Genomic DNA, 15,572 nt, shown 5'->3' with positions numbered 1-15,572 from the left:
CGAACCCGCTGGTCCGTACACCCCCCAAGTCCGGACCGGCGGGTTCTTCTATGCCCGGCCCGTTTTCGGTCGGCCGGGACGACCGGTTTCTGCCCGTCGGGGCAGCCCGTCCCGGGCCGGGGTGAGAGGATGAACTAATGACTGCAACCCTTGTTGCCAAGGACCTTTCCGGTGGTCACGATCACCGCACACTCTTCTCAAAGCTCTCCCTGACAGTAGCTCCCGGTGACGTCGTCGGCGTCGTCGGTGCCAACGGCGCCGGCAAGTCCACCTTGCTGCGCCTGCTGGCCGGGGTCGACGAACCGCAGGAAGGCACCGTGAGCCTGGCCCCCGCGGACGCCTTTGTGGGCTGGCTGCCGCAGGAACACGAGCGGATTGCCGGCGAAACGGTGGCCGGCTACATCGCCCGGCGCACCGGCTGCGCCGAGGCGACCTCGGCCATGGAGTCCACCGCCGAGGCCCTGGGCTCGGGCGCCCCCGGCGCCGACGACGCATACTCCCTGGCATTCGACCGCTGGATGGCCTCCGGCGCCGCCGACCTCGAGGACCGGATCCCGGCCGTGCTGGCAGACCTGGGCCTGGAAGTGGGGCCGGACGCCGGGATGACGGGGCTCTCCGGAGGCCAGGCCGCGCGCGTTGCCCTGGCAGCCCTGCTGCTCAGCCGCTTCGACATTGTGCTCCTCGACGAGCCCACCAACGACCTCGACCTCAACGGGCTGGCCAAACTGGAGTCCTTCGTGCAGGGCCTGCGCGGCGGCGTGGTCCTGGTCTCGCATGACCGCGAGTTCCTGTCCCGCTGCGTGTCCACGGTGGTGGAACTGGACCTGGCCCAGAATTCGGTCGCGGTGTACGACGGCGGGTACGAGTCGTATCTCGAGGAACGCGCCGTGGCGCGCCGCCATGCCCGCGAACGCTACGAAGAGTTCGCCAACACCAAGGCTGACCTCGTCTCCCGGGCGCGCACGCAGCGCGAATGGAGCTCCCAGGGCGTCCGGAACGCAATGAAGAAGAACCCGGACAATGACAAGATCCGCCGGGCGGCCAGCACCGAGTCCTCGGAAAAGCAGGGGCAGAAGGTCCGGCAGATGGAATCCCGCATTGCCCGTCTCGAAGAAGTCGAGGAGCCGCGCAAGGAATGGCAGCTGCAGTTCAGCATCGGCGCCGCCCCCCGGTCCAGTGCCGTGGTGGCCACCCTCCGCGACGCCGTCGTGCGGCAGGGTGATTTCACCCTGGGGCCGGTAAACCTGCAACTGAATGCGGGGGAGCGGATCGGAATCACCGGTCCCAACGGTGCAGGCAAATCCACCCTGCTCCGGCTCCTGCTGGGAATCCAGCAGCCCGACTCCGGTGACGCCTCCATGGGTGCGTCCGTGGCCGTCGGGGAGATCGACCAGGCCCGCGGCCTGCTGGCCGGCGATCTGTTGCTGGGGGACGCCGTCGAAGCCGTCCTGACCGAGCAGACCCCTGCGGAAGTACGCACCCTGCTGGCGAAGTTCGGCCTGAAGGCCGATCACACCAACCGGCCCGTCGATTCCCTCTCCCCGGGGGAACGGACCCGGGCCGCGCTGGCGCTGCTGCAGGCCCGGGGGGTAAACCTGCTGGTGCTGGACGAACCCACCAACCACCTCGATCTGCCCGCCATTGAACAGCTTGAAGAAGCACTGGACGGTTACGAGGGCGCGTTGCTGCTCGTCACCCACGACCGCCGGCTGCTGGAAAACGTCCGTCTTGACGTGCGCTGGAACGTCGAAAACGGCGTCGTCACCGAGTTACACGCCGATGCCCCGAAAGGCAACATCACATGAGCATGGACCGGGTCGCCTGGAGCTCCCTTTACAACATCACCCGCGCCTCGAGCGGGTCCAAGCCGTTCTCGAAGGAGACGCTGAAGCGTGTCTTCAGTTTTGCCCGCCCGCACCGCGGCAAACTGATCGCCTTCGTGCTGCTGTCCATCGTGATGGCCTTCCTGGCGGTCGCCACCCCGGTCCTCGCCGGGCAGGTGGTCGACGAGATCATTGCCCACGCGGATGCCGGAACGGTGATCTGGCTCGCGGTCCTCATCGCCATCGTGGCGGTAGCCGAGGCCGGAATCGGCCTCGTAACCCGCTGGATGTCCTCCACAATCGGTGAAGGCGTCATCGTGGACCTGCGCACCAAGGTCTTCGACCACGTCCAGAAGATGCCGATCGCCTTCTTCACCAGGACCCGGACCGGCGCCCTCGTGAGCCGGCTGAACAATGACGTCATCGGAGCGCAGTCGGCCTTCGCCGGTACCCTGTCCGGTGTGGTCAGCAACGTCGTGGCGCTCGCGCTGACCCTCGCGGTGATGCTCAACAAGTCGTGGCTCGTCACCGTGCTCGCCATGATCCTGCTGCCGATCTTCCTGATCCCGGCCCGCCGGATGGGGTCAAAACTTGCCGATCTGCGGCGCGAGGCCGCCGAACACAACGCCGCCATGGGTACCCAAATGACCGAGCGCTTCTCCGCGCCCGGTGCCACCTTGGTCAAGCTCTTCGGCCGCCCCGACGAGGAGTCCCGCGAGTTCGCCCTCCGGGCCGGCCGCGTCCGGGACATCGGCGTCCGCACCGCCATGCTGCAGTTCACCTTCGTCACGGCGCTGACGCTCGTCTCGGCACTGGCCCTTGCCCTGGTCTACGGCCTGGGCGGCTTCCTGGCGTTGCAGGGGCAACTGGCCGCGGGCGACGTCGTCGTGCTGGCCTTGCTGCTCACGCGCCTTTACGCGCCGCTCACCGCACTCTCCAGCGCCCGGGTCGAAATCATGAGCGCCCTGGTCAGCTTCGAGCGGGTCTTCGAGATCCTGGACCTGAAGCCGCTGATCGAGCAGAAGCCGGACGCCGTGGCGTCCCCGCCCGGTCCGCTCTCGGTGGAGTTCGACAATGTCCGCTTCGCCTACCCCTCGGCAGACAAGGTCTCGCTAGCCTCGCTGGAGGACGTGCTGACCCTGGACACCCGCGGCGGCGAGGAAGTACTGCACGGCATCAGCTTCCGGGTGGAGCCCGGCCAGACGGTCGCCCTCGTCGGCTCTTCGGGCGCCGGGAAGTCCACGATCGCGCAGCTGCTGTCGCGCCTTTACGACGTCGATTCCGGCGCCGTGCGCTTCGGCGGAACCGAGCCCGGCGCCGGGGTGGACGTCCGCGACCTCACTTTCGATTCCATGCGCGAGACCCTCGGCATGGTGACGCAGGACGGCCACTTGTTCCACGAAAGCATCGCCTCCAACCTGCGCCTGGCCCGCCCCGATGCCACTGATGAGCAAATGTGGGATGTGCTGCGGCGGGCCAGGCTCGAAGACATGATCCGGTCCCTGCCCGATGGCCTGAACACGGTGGTGGGGGAGCGCGGCTACCGGCTCTCCGGCGGCGAACGGCAACGCCTGACCATTGCCCGCCTGCTCATCGCCCAGCCGCGGGTGGTCATCCTCGACGAGGCCACCGCCGCGCTGGACTCCACCAACGAGGCCGCCGTGCAGGAGGCGTTGGGCGCCGCCCTGGAGGGCCGCACCGCCGTCGTGATCGCCCACCGGCTCTCCACGATCCGCGCAGCAGACGCGATCCTCGTGGTGGAGAACGGTTCGATCGTGGAGCGCGGTACCCACAGCGAGCTCCTCGCCGCCGAGGGCCGCTACGCCGAGCTGTACCGGACCCAGTTTGCCGAGGCCAGCGCGGTTGCCCAGGAGGCTGTGCCCGGATACTAAGCCGGGGTTAGCGGTGACGGATCCCGACACCAAGTGTCCCGGCGAGGAAGTCACCGCCGCGAAATGGTGGCGGCCGTCGCCGCCGGGCCTGTAGTCTCTGTTCACGGTGATGGATCCCGCCGGAACAGCAGGCACGTCAGGTGCGGCTGTTCGAACCGCCGCCTGGCTAATGGTTCCTACCTTTGCTGATCCGAAGGTAGGTGAGCCTTGCCCGCACCCCGCAACCTCGTCCTGCTGCGTCACGGCCAGGGCGTCCCGAACGGTCGGGCCCGGGAGGGCATCCGGACCGCGTCGGCGACCGCCGTGCTGATCAGACCGAATCGGGCGGCCACCGGGAGCGAAACCTTCGATGCCCTCGCTGCCGCCGTCGGGGGAGGCTTCGTGCAGCTGAAATCCGGGGCGCCGGCCCGCCGTGAACGTGTGGCCAAATACAATCGGCTTCTGGAAATCACCGACGAGGACCCGTCCCTGCCGTACGGTCCGACCGGGACCTACCTCAACGATCCCAACGAGCCGACCCCATGTATCAGGAGCGCCCATGAATGAGCCCGACAACGAGACCCGGGCCGCCACCGGACCCGTCGCCTACGTCCCACGGAAGATCACAGGACCGGTGCTGATGGGTGTGGTGCCGGGCCAGCCCCTCGCGGTCGCGCACCGGGCCGCGGAACTGGCCTTCAGCCTGAACGTCGAGCTGATCTGCGCCTACGTGGATGTCACCACCTACCTCGCCGAAGAACCCGACGGGCGGGTCGAAGCCCGGCCGATTGATCCGGACGGCGTCGACGACGACATCGAAGGCATCAGCGCTGGCATCGCCGAACACCTCCGGGAGGCCCTGGGCGGGACCGGGATCCGGTGGTCCTTCCTGACCCTCGCCGGGGAACCGGCACGGGCCCTGGGGCGGCTCGCCGAGGCCAGGGACGCGTCCATCATCGTCGTGGGCACCCGCGAACGCGGCTTTGGGGCCCGGTTCGAGGAGTTGCTGGTCGGTTCCGTGGCTGTCCATCTCACCCACCGTCAACACCGGCCCGTGCTGGTGGTCCCGCTTGCTCCCCAGCCCCGGCACCATCCGAAGGAAGGCCGCTGATGGAACCGCCCGCCCCCGAGGCCGCGGCAGCAGCCGGCTCTTCCGGAAGGACCGACGCCGCAGACGCGGGGACGCTGGGTGCGGCACGCGCCCACCGCCCTGTGCACCTGCACCCGGGGTTCGTGCTGGTGGTCATCGCCGGGGGTGTGTTGGGAGCCTTGGCCCGTTTCGGGCTCAGCAGCGTCCTGCCGTCCCCGTCCGGCTGGCCGCTGCCCACCCTGATCATCAACCTGACCGGCGCGTTCCTGCTCGGCGGCCTTTTGGAGGCCCTGGTCCGCCGCGGTCCGGACGCCGGGAAGCTGCGGATCATCCGGCTGCTTGCCGGTACCGGTTTCATGGGCGCGTTCACCACCTACAGCACCCTGGCCCTGGAAACGAATGCCCTGCTTGGCGCAGGACGCACCGCCGATGCTGTGCTCTACGTGACAGCGACGCTGATCGGCGGCGCCGCGGCAACAGCGGCCGGGATCCGTGCCGCCGTCGAACACCATCGCAGGAAGGCCGCCCGGCACCGGGACACGGACCTGCACACCGGCCGGCAACAGCCCAACAAGCCCGGGAGGAACCGGTGAACGCCCTGACCATTGTCTTGCTCGGACTCGCCGGCGGACTCGGCGCCGGGACCCGCTTCGTGGTGGACGGGCTGGTTAGATCCAGACTCCGGACAGCCCTGCCTGTTGGCACCATCGCCATCAACGTAACCGGCTCCTTCCTCCTGGGGCTGGTCGCCGGCGCCGTGATCGTCCACGCGGCACCGCCCGAGCTGCAGGCCATAGCCGGCACCGGATTCCTGGGCGGCTACACCACCTTCAGCACGGCCAGCTTCGAGACCGTCAGGCTCATCCAGGCCGGCCGCACCGGCCTGGCCCTTCTGAACGGCATTGGCACCGCCTCCGCCGCGGTTGGTGCCGCGGCAGCCGGTCTGGCCGTGGCCAGCCTGTTATGAGGCCGGACACCAGCCCGACCGTAGCCGGGAACCACCGCGAGGAGCACCGTTGCCGGACATGAGCCATCAGCCCCTCGAGGCAGCCCGGGCCGGGAAGACCGGGCCGAACAGGCTCGGACCCATGGGGTTCGTGCTGACGTTCGGCGTGGTGAGCATGCTCGCCGACGTCGTCTACGAAGGCGCCCGATCCATCACCGGCCCGTTCCTGGCCACCCTCGGCGCCAGTGCGGTCATGGTCGGCTTCATCACCGGATTCGGGGAAGCCGTGGCCACGGTCCTGCGGCTTGGCACCGGCCCCCTGGCCGACAAGACCCGCAAGTACTGGCCGCTGACTATCGCCGGCTACGCCCTGACCGTGATCGCCGTCCCGCTCCTTGCTCTCGCCAGCTCCCTGTGGCAGGCAGCTGCGCTGGTCATCATGGAGCGGTTCGGCAAAGCCGTCCGCACGCCCGCAAGGGACACCATGCTCTCCCACGCCGGGGCGGACATGGGCCGGGGAAAAGCCTTCGGTATCCACGAAGCCCTCGACCAGTCCGGCGCCCTGCTGGGCCCGTTGCTCGTCGGACTGATGATCGCCGTCTCCGGCTACCAGCTGGGATTCGGCGTTCTGGCCGTCCCCGGCGCGCTCGCTCTCATCGCCGTGCTGCTGCTCCGCCGGGCCGCCCCGGAGCCAGGACGATATGACACCCATGCCATCAACGAACCCGTGGCGGCCACCGGCCCGGCACCGGAACGTGTCCCGTTGCCAGCCCGCTTCTGGTGGTACAGCGCCTTCACGGCCATATCAATGTTCGGGTTCTCCACCTTCGGTGTCATTTCGTACCACCTCGAAGTCCAAAAAGTTTTGCCCTCGGCGCTGATACCGGTCACCTACGCCGTCTCCATGGGCGCAGCGGCGCTGGCCGCACTGGCCTCCGGGGCGCTCTATGACCGGATCGGGCTGCGCGGGCTGCTCATCGCCCTACCGCTTACCGCTGCCGTCCCCTTCCTGTCCTTCACGGCCACCCCGGCCCTCGTCTGGGTCGGGGCCGTGGTCTGGGGAGCGGCCTTGGGAATCCACGAATCCACCCTCCGGGCCGCGGTCGCGGATCTGGTCCCGACTGCGCGACGCGGGACCGGATACGGCATCTTCACCGCCATCTACGGCCTCGCCTGGCTCGCCGGGTCAACCATCATCGGCGCCCTCTACACGGCGTCGTACACCGGACTCATCACCTTCACCATCGGTACCCAAGTTGTCGCGCTCATCGCCTTCATCCCCCTGTTGGGCAGCAAAGCCGCCAAGGCGAGCGAACCGGCCGAACCCGGTAAGAGCTGAGCCAACCCGAACACGGCGAAGGGGGCCGTGGATCGTGACGAATCACGTGTGATGATCCCGGGCCCTCAGGCGCTGGCGGGCCTATCCCGCGGACGGTTTGGCCGACAGTGCCGGCAGCACATGGTCCGTCAGCAGCGGGGCGAGGTCGCCGGGCAGTTCGCCTGCCAGATCCAGCCAGCGGATCTCGGCAATTTCCGCCGACGGCCGGGCGCTCCACACGCCCGGAGCTGTGAAGACGGTGGCCTCGATCTGCGTGGCCGCCTCGTTGGCGGCGTCCGCGAGCCAGCAGCCCAGCAGGTCCAGCCGGTCAGCGGCCAGGACAATCCCGACTTCTTCCCGGAGCTCGCGCACCGCCGCCTCCGCGGCGCTTTCGCCGGCCTCGGGTTTGCCGCCGGGGTGCATGAACTTGTCCGTGCCCCTTTTCCGGACGGTCAGGAGGCGTCCGGCGTCATCGAAGACGCAGACGGCGGAGACGACGATGCGGGGGTTCACTCTGAAAGCCTAGCGTTCGGCGCTGGATCGAGTTTCGTGTCCACTGCGGCGTCCAGCCGGCGCAGGACCGACTCCAGCAGCTGGTCCTTGGCCGGCCCGGTGACGTCCCAGCGGTAGCCGCATTCGTCGGGCCCGGCCACGGTGTAGGTCACGCGGTACGTGTCGGGGTCGCACCAGTGCACGTCCCGGTTGGCCTGCCCCGCAAAGCCCATGCGGTGAAAGGGACGGCCGTCCGGGAAATACACGTCCAGGACAGCCGGCGTGTCCGCCGGCCGCAGCAGATATTCCCGGCTCGCCGGCGCGGTGAACGGCGTGCCGTCAAAGGAGGCCCAGCGGACGGTGCCTTCTTCGCGCCAGTGCAGGCCGCCGTCGTCGTCGGTAAAACGGACGACGCCGGTGAAGGTACCGCGGGTTCCGGTCTTGCGGTCCAGCAGCGCGCGGTCGACGGACCAAGAGCCGCGCAGGTAGGCGCGGAGGTCAAAGTCCGGAGCCGAATCCGGGGTTTCTTCCGGGGCAGGAAAGTTCAAGTGCCCTCGATTGGAATCGAACCAACGACACCGGCTTTAGGAGAGCCGTGCTCTATCCACTGAGCTACGAGGGCGGGCATCCGCGGCCGGCCACTGGCCGGCCCAGTCGGACACGGATACAAGCATACAAGGTGAGCGGGGGTACTACGCTCGTGGCATGACCGCAGGAACCACCGAACTTTCCGCCGGAGCCATCTACTACCCGGATGTGGCCGCCACCCGGTTCTACGTCGGAGCCCTGGCGAAGCTGAGCGTGCTGCAGTATTTCGTGGCGGAGTCTGCCGTGATCGGCGCCTGGGCCGGAGCGGACCCCTACAGCCGCCGCACCGGCTACATCAGCGACCTCGGCGCCTCGGCCTGCGGGGACTTTTCCGGCCGGGACGTCTGCTCGCCGGCGCACGTGCTGATGAACGCGTCCTTTGTGGTCCAGGGTCTTGGCATGATTGTCGGCGCGCTCCTGCTCGGTTCGGCACTCCTGTGCCTTGCCGCGCGGCCCGGTGTTCCGCTCACGCGGGGCGCCGGCCGGCCGGCCCAGGCGCGTGGGAATACAGGCCGAGCGCAGAACCCGGCGCGCTGGAGCGCGGGCGTGGCCGCCGCGGCTGCGGCACGGCTGTTGACCGGCACCGCCGGCGTGGGCACCGTCATTGTGGGGTTCGTACCCGAAAACACCGGATCCCCCTGGCACGTGGCCGGTGCCCTCATGTACTTCGCGGCCGGCGCCCTGGCCCTCCTGGTGATCGGCTGGCTGTGGCTCAGGCAGACCCCGCTGGGGTGGCTCATCCTGGGTTGCGGCGCAGTGTCCCTTGCGGCGCTCGTTGCCGGCGGCGTGACGGGCATGCATGTGCCGGAACCTGGCACGCTGGAGCGGCTCATGGGCTACCCCATTACGGTGGGCGTCGCGGCGGCCGGCCTCGTCATCGCCCAGCGGGTCCAGCATGAGCGCACGCTCCGCAAGCGCGCCCGGGCCCGGGCCCGGACCCGCTGACGCTTGACGCTTGACGCTGACGCTTGACGCTGACGCGGGCCGGGCCCGGACCCGCTGAACCGGACCTTCTAGGGCGCCGGAGCGGACGCCGTCGTGCTCGGAGCCGGAGAAGCGGGCGTCGCCGACTTGGCGGCCATGATTTTCAGCAGTTCTTCATCGCGCAGTTTGGACCACGGCGAGTCTGGTGATCCCTGCAGCGAAGCTTCGGGGCTGTCGGTCTGGGTCCACCACTTTGCCTCAAAGACCCTGCCCTCGAAGAGCACCCGGTCGCCCTTGCGGTAGACCGTGCTGGGCTGCCACGCCGGTGCCGTGCCGGCCGGCGCCGTGAGCTGGGGCGTGGGCTTGTCTCCAGCCAGGACCGGACCGATGATGCGCCACGGGGTCGCTGTGCCCTGGAGTACGGGATCGTCCGGGGTGTCGGCGCGCGTCCACCACTTGGCCTCGTACACGTTGGAATGCCACACGATCCGCTCGCCCGCGTTGTACGCGGCGTTCTCAGACCACACGGGGTACGGGCTGGTGGAGGGGTTATCGCTGACGGCAGGGACCGGCGTCGGCTGAGCGGCGCTGGCCGGCGCGGCCGACGGGCTCGCCATCACCCCGGCGCCGAGGATCGTGGCGAACGATGAGCCGCCCTGGTCCACCCCGCTGCAGCCATCGGAGACCTTCGTGACGTCGGGGAAGTTCTGGCTGCAGGTACGGTCTCGGTTCAGGGACCACATCGACAGGCGGCCGATGCCCTTTGCACTTGCGTAGGCGCTGAGATCCTGCGCGTCGTTGAGCGTGAAGATTTCGCCGGCGACGTCGTTCTGGCCGATCATCGGCGTCAGGCCGACCTTCCGCCATACCGTTTCGCTGCCGAGTTCACTGCCGGCTGCCCGGTACAGGCCCGTCAGCTGGCGGTGGGTGGCTTCCGCGGCGGACACCGCGTTCTCGTACATCGAACGACCCGGCAGCTTGCTCCCGCCGTAGTCCATGGTCATCGCGTTGACCCCGGCGAGGTCGACGCCTGCGGTGATCATGTGTTTCACGGCGTCGCTGCCCGCGGTTGTGAGGCCGTTGGGATCCGCCGGCAGCGTCAGCCACACGCTGAGTCCCTTGCCGTCGCGCTGGCGGTCGTGCTGGAGCGCCGCGATGGCCGTCGCACGCCGTTCAAGGGCCGCGGGGTCGGACAGGGCCTGGCCTTCGACGTCCAGATCGATGCTGCTGACGTTGTAGCGGTCGACGACGCTCCGGTAGGCCGACGTCAGCTTCGCGGAATCGGTGCAGGCGACGGCGAGTTCCTGGTTGGTCAGCCCACCGAAGGAAACGGCCACGCTCCCGCCGAGTTGCTGAAGCCGTGCCACGCGCCGGTCCAGGTCCAGCGAGTTCGCTGCCTCGGCGAGGGAGTAGGCGGCGCCCCACGATGGCGTGCACGGATCCTTGGGATCAGCGACCACGAAGGACAGTACGACTTTTTCGGCTTCCTTGGACGCCGGGGCCTCGAAGGCATACCGCGGCGTTGCCGTGACGTCGACATATCCCGAAAAGACGGACGGGATGCTCTCGGCCGCCCGGACATCCTGGAAATTGCCCCACGCGGCGACGCCGCCGGCGGCGACTGCCGCTACGGCGGTGATGAGTACGCCCAGCCGGACCAGCGACAGCTTGCGGCCTGGGAATCGTTCGGACACAGGGCCCCCCTTGTGTGTCTTGCATGGAGCAGCCGGGCATGCGCCGGCCGCCGGTATCAGCGCGCGCATTTGCCGGAGTGTCTGATGTCCGGCAAGCGTCTGACCTTGCATTATCATAAGGGCACTCACCGGAACATTCCGGTGCGGCGTGCGGGTTTTGCCGTAGGCGCGCGCCAATATGCCGACTTTGCAGTCTTATGGGGACTAATGCCAGATCAGCTTGTCTTGCCGCGCGTAGAAGCGGAAAGCGTGACTTCCGAACAAAAGGGTGCGGTCCGGCGCCGTCAATGGGGGGCTGAGCGGCGTTCCGAGCCGCTCTCAATTGTTCATCCGAGGCCGTCCAGGCGCAAAATAATCTTGGGCCGGCTAGGAATTCTGACCACGTTGGCTGCCTGGGTTACCTACCTCATTTCCACCATTCTGAAAGAGCTCGCGGACAACCCGAATGCCGGCTTCAGGTTTCAGTTTGAGACGACTTCCTATCTTGTCGTCGTAACATTCCTGACGTTTTCGGCCCTCATGTATCTTCTGGCCCGGCAAGGGGCCCTATATCGTTTCCGCGATCATTCCAGGGTGCCCCGCGGCGAACTGGACCGCCACTTTGCCGAATACTCCGAGGGCATCACGGTGCTGGTGCCCTCCTATGCCGAAGAACCCCAGGTGGTGCGCGCCACGCTGTGGTCCGCCGCCCTGCAGGAGTTCCCGGATCTCAAAGTGGTGCTGCTCCTCGATGACCCGCCGCACCCCGCGGACCCCGGCGATCGCGCCCGGCTGGACACAACCCGCGCGTTGACTGGGGAGATCTCCGCCGCACTCAGCGCCCCGGCCGCCCGCGTCAACACCGCCCTGGCCGAATACCGACGTCGGCAAAAGACGCCCGCGGGCCCCGAGGGGCGCGAACTGGAGTTGCTGGTCTCCGAATACGAGGCAGCCGCCGAATGGCTTGAAGCGATGGCGTCGGCCGAAAAAGTTGAGGACCACGTCGACGAGTTCTTTGTCGACCTCGTCCTCATGGGCCTGGCCCGCGAACTGAGGCTCGTGCTCCTGGGCCTGAACGCCGCGTCAGTGCAGCAGGCATCGCTGCCGCTGTCCCGGATCGAAGAGCTGTACCTCCGGCTGACCTGGATCTTCAACGTCTCCACCGAGACATTCGAACGCAAGAAGTACGCGAGCCTTTCGCATGAAGCCAACAAGGCCATGAACCTCAACGCCTACATTTCGCTCATGGGCCACACCTGGAACAAGGAGACCACCGCCGACGGCGTGGTGCTCCGGAAGGTGGCCGCCGACGTCGCCCCTGACGAGCAGGGCCAGGTCATGGCAGTCCGTGACACCACCTACGTGTTGACGCTCGACGCCGACTCCCTGCTTCTGCGCGACTACTGCCTCCGCCTGGTCTACTTCCTGGAATCGGCCGGCAACGAGCGCGTGGCTGTGACGCAGACGCCCTATTCCTCCTTCCGCGGCGCCCCCACCCGCATCGAGCGGGTTGCGGGAGCCACCACCGACCTCCAGCACATCCTGCACCAGGGCATGAGCTATTACGGTGCGACGTTCTGGGTGGGCGCGAACGCCGTCATCCGCAAGCGCGCCCTCGAGGACATCGTGGAGGTGGAAACCAACGGGGCCTTCGAAATCCGGACCTACATCCAGGACCGCACCGTCATCGAAGACACCGAATCCAGCATCGACCTCGGCCAGCACGGCTGGACCCTGGTGAACTACCCGGAACGGCTCAGTTACAGCGCCACCCCTCCCGACTTCGGCTCCCTCGTGGTCCAGCGCCGCCGCTGGGCCAACGGCGGCTTGCTGATCCTGCCCAAACTGTGGGCCCAGCTCCTCCAGCACCGGTCCGACCGCCGCAAGATCCTGTTCCGGGAGGTGCTGCTCCGGGTGAACTACATGGCCTCCATCGCCTGGGCGAGCTTCGGCCTGGTGTTCCTCCTGGCATACCCGTATGACAGCCGGCTGCTGAGTCCGATCGTGTTCCTCGCGGCCCTGCCCTACTTCCTGGCCATGGGCAGCGACCTGCGCGACTGCGGCCACCGGTTCAGTGACATCTTCCGGATTTACGGCTTCAACCTCGTCCTGCTGCCGGTGAACCTGGCGGGCGTGCTGAAATCGCTGCAGCAGGCCGTCACCGGCGACAAGATTCCATTTGCCCGCACCCCGAAGGTCAAGGACCGCACCGCGGCCCCGGCCATCTACGTCCTGACGCCGTACGCGATTGTGGCGTTCTCGCTGTTGACCGTGTGGCGGGACGCCCAAGTGGGCAACTGGGGCAACGTGGCATTCGCCTCCCTGAACGCCGTCCTGGCCGCAGGCGCCATCCGCGCCTACATCGGCGTCTTCAATTCCGCCGTGGATGTTTTCCTCGGGATGGTTAACTGGCTTTATGTCAGTCCCCGCCCCAAGAAGGTGAAGGAGAGCCCCGTGATTGCCAAAACAGCCGAGGAAGTCGACTGGGAAACGATTCTCTATCACGGCGACCGCCGGCTGAACCGGGACCTCCGGGGTTCCGCGGACCGCCGCCGTCGAATTGCGATCCGATGACGCTCGAGGCCCTGGCCGGCCACGGCGAGCGGCTCCCGGACGATGAAACCGGCGCCGCCCAGGGTGCGGCGGTGACGGCCGAAGCGGCGGTGCCTTCGGAGGTGGCGGTGACGGCCGGCTCGCCTGCCGCGGACAGCGAAGCGGCCGCGATGCCGGAGACGCCTGCCACACTGGAGACAGCAGCGGCCCTTACGGCGGCCGCCGCGATGGCGACGGCCGCGACGCTTGCGGCACCCCCGGCGTCGGAAGTGCCGACGTCGGACGGGCCTTCCGCGGACGCCGGTGCCGCCCGGGACCTGGCCGGGGACGCGGCCCGCGCCATAGGCGTACGGATGATCGACGGCGCCATCATCGAGGTCCTGCTGCCCCCCAACCAGGAAATCGAGGGGCCCGAAGCGCGTATTGCCGGTGACGCCGTCCGTGCCCTCGCCGCGGGCCGGCGGATGCCGGTGCTCCTGGTGATTACCGGCGTCGTTGGTGTCAGCGTCGAGGCCCGGCAGGTCTACACGGGATCCATCGCGGCGACGGCGTTCGCCCTGGTGGGCGAGAGCCCGGTGGACCGGGTCATTGCCCACTACCTCCTGCGGTCCAGGAGCGAAACGATTCCGGCACAGTTCTTCAGCTCCGAATCCGCGGCCGTCGAATGGCTAAGGCAGTACGTCCGTGACGAGTGAAGCGCAGGACCCCAGGCTGCATGCTCTCGTGGAGGGCATTGTGCGCATCGCCGGCGGCGATCTGAGCACCAGGATCCCGCACTCAGGGGCCCGGGACGACGTCGCCGCCGTCATTGCCGGCATTAACCTGATGGCTGATGACCTGCAGACCATTTATCAGGAGCTGGAGGAGCGCGTCGAAAGCCGCACGGCGATGCTGCGTGACGCCCAGGTCGAACTCGAACGCATGGCCTTGACCGACCCCCTCACGCAACTTGCCAACCGCACAGCACTCAACGCGGTTCTGAGCCATGCCCTGGCCGAGTCCTCGCGGGGCGAGATGCCGCCGGCGCTCCTGATTCTTGATCTCGATTCGTTCAAGGGCATTAACGACACCCTGGGGCACAGCGCCGGCGACGACGTCCTGCGGGTGATCGCGCGGCGGCTGGAGGGCGCCGTCCGCGAAACTGACACCGTGGCCCGCCTCGGGGGCGATGAATTCGCGGTCATGCTGCCCAAGTCCAATCTGGTCCGCGCCCGCCGGGTGGCGAACAGGATCCTCGCCGCGCTCAACGAGAGCCTCGACGTCGGGGACCTGAGAATTACGTGCGGAACGAGCATCGGCCTGCGGATCGCGGAGCCCGGACAGTCCGTTGATGACCTTGTGATGGAAGCCGACACGGCCATGTACGCCGCCAAGGCCCAGCCGCACAGCAGCATCAAAGTGTTCGAACCGGCCCTGCTGTACGCGCGCCGGCTGCAGAGCGTCATGATTACGGAAATGCGCGAAGCGATCAGGGAAGACCAGCTGACCCTGCACTACCAGCCGGTGGTGGACCTCGCCACCGGCAGGATCGAAGGCGTGGAGGCGCTGGTCCGGTGGAACCACCCCGAACGCGGCCTGCTCATGCCGGACAGCTTCATTCCGCTGGCAGAGGAAACCGGCATGATCGTGGACCTGGGCCACTGGGTGCTGCGTAATTCCGTGCGTCAATTGCGGCAATGGCAGCAGGAACAGCAGGTGGACAGCACCTTCAACGTCCGCGTCAACATTTCCACCACCGAACTGCAGAACCTCGAACTGATCGAACATGTCCGGGACATCCTGCGGGAGACCGGGGTGGATGCGTCAAACCTGATCGTGGAGCTGACCGAGTCCATGGCCGTCAACGGCGGGGATGTGGACCAGTATTCGCTCAACGGCCTCCGGCGACTCGGCGTGCAGCTTGAGATCGATGACTTCGGAACCGGCTATTCCTCCATCAGTTACCTGCGCAAGCTGCCCGTCAACGTCGTCAAGATCGACCGGAGCCTGATCAGCGGCCTGGGCACTGACGAGCAACAGCGGGACTTTGTGGCCGCGGTGCTGCATCTCATTCACGCCTGCGGCCTCAAAGCCCTGGCCGAGGGCATAGAGACGGCGGAACAGGCCGAGATCCTGCGCGAGATGGGTTGCGGCAGCGGCCAAGGCTACTACTTTGGCCGGCCCGCGCCGGCTGCGGATATTGCGGCGTTGATGAGCCGGCGGACGTAGGCGTTTGGGCCCGCTTTCAGGTCATGCTGGTTGATCCTTGAGCTTAAACAGCGACGGCGGGTGCCGGAATTTCTTCCGGCACCCGC

The 15,572-nt window shown here is 67.7% G+C and carries 14 protein-coding genes, 1 tRNA gene and 1 riboswitch; of the genes, 11 read left to right on the top strand and 4 right to left on the bottom strand.

Features of this window, described 5'->3' with window-relative positions:
* Positions 1 to 137 precede the first annotated feature (137 nt).
* The 7 genes from ACVWZ7_RS07075 (at position 138) to ACVWZ7_RS07045 (ending at position 7,069) form a co-directional block, all read left to right on the top strand.
* A complete protein-coding gene (locus ACVWZ7_RS07075) occupies positions 138 to 1,805 on the top strand; it encodes an ABC-F family ATP-binding cassette domain-containing protein (RefSeq protein WP_456507416.1) in 1,668 nt (555 codons plus the stop codon).
* Complete coding sequence (locus ACVWZ7_RS07070; RefSeq protein ID WP_344363580.1) at positions 1,802 to 3,715, top strand: ABC transporter ATP-binding protein; 1,914 nt, start codon at positions 1,802 to 1,804, stop codon at positions 3,713 to 3,715. Before ACVWZ7_RS07075 ends, ACVWZ7_RS07070 begins: the two co-directional genes overlap by 4 nt.
* Positions 3,716 to 3,811: 96 nt before the next feature.
* Positions 3,812 to 3,901, top strand: a riboswitch (Fluoride riboswitch).
* A 21-nt stretch (positions 3,902 to 3,922) separates the two neighbouring features.
* The gene (locus tag ACVWZ7_RS07065) at positions 3,923 to 4,261 is read left to right on the top strand and encodes a hypothetical protein (protein ID WP_456507415.1); all 339 of its coding nucleotides are present in this window, start codon (positions 3,923 to 3,925) and stop codon (positions 4,259 to 4,261) included.
* The gene (locus ACVWZ7_RS07060) at positions 4,254 to 4,805 is read left to right on the top strand and encodes a universal stress protein (protein WP_116766953.1); all 552 of its coding nucleotides are present in this window, start codon (positions 4,254 to 4,256) and stop codon (positions 4,803 to 4,805) included. Before ACVWZ7_RS07065 ends, ACVWZ7_RS07060 begins: the two co-directional genes overlap by 8 nt.
* Positions 4,805 to 5,377 (top strand): fluoride efflux transporter FluC, encoded by a 573-nt coding sequence (locus ACVWZ7_RS07055; protein WP_456507414.1) that lies wholly within the window; start codon positions 4,805 to 4,807, stop codon positions 5,375 to 5,377. The genes ACVWZ7_RS07060 and ACVWZ7_RS07055 overlap by 1 nt, the downstream gene beginning before the upstream one ends.
* 5 nt (positions 5,378 to 5,382) lie before the next feature.
* Positions 5,383 to 5,751, top strand: coding sequence for a fluoride efflux transporter CrcB (crcB, locus tag ACVWZ7_RS07050; RefSeq protein WP_456509081.1), 369 nt, complete (start codon positions 5,383 to 5,385; stop codon positions 5,749 to 5,751).
* Between the two features lie 58 nt (positions 5,752 to 5,809).
* Positions 5,810 to 7,069 carry an MFS transporter gene (locus ACVWZ7_RS07045; protein WP_456507413.1) on the top strand — a complete coding sequence of 420 codons (1,260 nt, stop codon included), beginning with the start codon at positions 5,810 to 5,812 and terminating at the stop codon, positions 7,067 to 7,069.
* Positions 7,070 to 7,150: 81 nt separating this feature from the next.
* On the opposite strand, the gene ACVWZ7_RS07040 is transcribed toward ACVWZ7_RS07045, so the two are convergent.
* The 3 genes from ACVWZ7_RS07040 to ACVWZ7_RS07030 all read right to left on the bottom strand — a co-directional run bounded on the left by ACVWZ7_RS07040 (position 7,151) and on the right by ACVWZ7_RS07030 (position 8,162).
* The gene (locus tag ACVWZ7_RS07040) at positions 7,151 to 7,561 is read right to left on the bottom strand and encodes an NUDIX hydrolase (protein ID WP_344363594.1); all 411 of its coding nucleotides are present in this window, start codon (positions 7,559 to 7,561) and stop codon (positions 7,151 to 7,153) included.
* Positions 7,558 to 8,088 (bottom strand): DUF6314 family protein, encoded by a 531-nt coding sequence (locus tag ACVWZ7_RS07035; RefSeq protein ID WP_456507412.1) that lies wholly within the window; start codon positions 8,086 to 8,088, stop codon positions 7,558 to 7,560. The genes ACVWZ7_RS07040 and ACVWZ7_RS07035 overlap by 4 nt, the downstream gene beginning before the upstream one ends.
* A gap of 1 nt (position 8,089) precedes the next feature.
* Positions 8,090 to 8,162: transfer RNA gene (locus ACVWZ7_RS07030), tRNA-Arg, on the bottom strand.
* An 83-nt stretch (positions 8,163 to 8,245) separates the two neighbouring features.
* On the opposite strand from ACVWZ7_RS07030, the gene ACVWZ7_RS07025 reads away from it, so the two are divergent.
* The gene (locus tag ACVWZ7_RS07025) at positions 8,246 to 9,073 is read left to right on the top strand and encodes a hypothetical protein (RefSeq protein WP_456507411.1); all 828 of its coding nucleotides are present in this window, start codon (positions 8,246 to 8,248) and stop codon (positions 9,071 to 9,073) included.
* Between the two features lie 68 nt (positions 9,074 to 9,141).
* Here the strand turns inward: ACVWZ7_RS07025 and ACVWZ7_RS07020 are convergent, their stop codons facing one another.
* On the bottom strand, positions 9,142 to 10,746 hold the full coding sequence (locus tag ACVWZ7_RS07020) for a chitinase (protein WP_456507410.1): 1,605 nt from the start codon (positions 10,744 to 10,746) through the stop codon (positions 9,142 to 9,144).
* Positions 10,747 to 10,953: 207 nt separating this feature from the next.
* Here ACVWZ7_RS07020 and ACVWZ7_RS07015 point away from each other — a divergent pair, with 207 nt between their 5' ends.
* From ACVWZ7_RS07015 to ACVWZ7_RS07005, 3 genes are read left to right on the top strand one after another with little or no spacing between them, the layout of a single operon-like run.
* Entirely contained in the window at positions 10,954 to 13,299 is a 2,346-nt protein-coding gene (locus ACVWZ7_RS07015) for a glycosyltransferase family 2 protein (protein WP_456507409.1), read from the top strand.
* Positions 13,296 to 13,973 (top strand): DUF7793 family protein, encoded by a 678-nt coding sequence (locus ACVWZ7_RS07010; RefSeq protein ID WP_456507408.1) that lies wholly within the window; start codon positions 13,296 to 13,298, stop codon positions 13,971 to 13,973. The genes ACVWZ7_RS07015 and ACVWZ7_RS07010 overlap by 4 nt, the downstream gene beginning before the upstream one ends.
* Entirely contained in the window at positions 13,963 to 15,486 is a 1,524-nt protein-coding gene (locus ACVWZ7_RS07005; RefSeq protein WP_456507407.1) for a putative bifunctional diguanylate cyclase/phosphodiesterase, read from the top strand. Before ACVWZ7_RS07010 ends, ACVWZ7_RS07005 begins: the two co-directional genes overlap by 11 nt.
* Positions 15,487 to 15,572: the final 86 nt, after the last annotated feature.

The sequence above is a fragment of the Arthrobacter sp. TE12232 genome, assembly GCF_054062615.1.
This window is presented reverse-complemented; position numbering and strand designations above follow the sequence as displayed.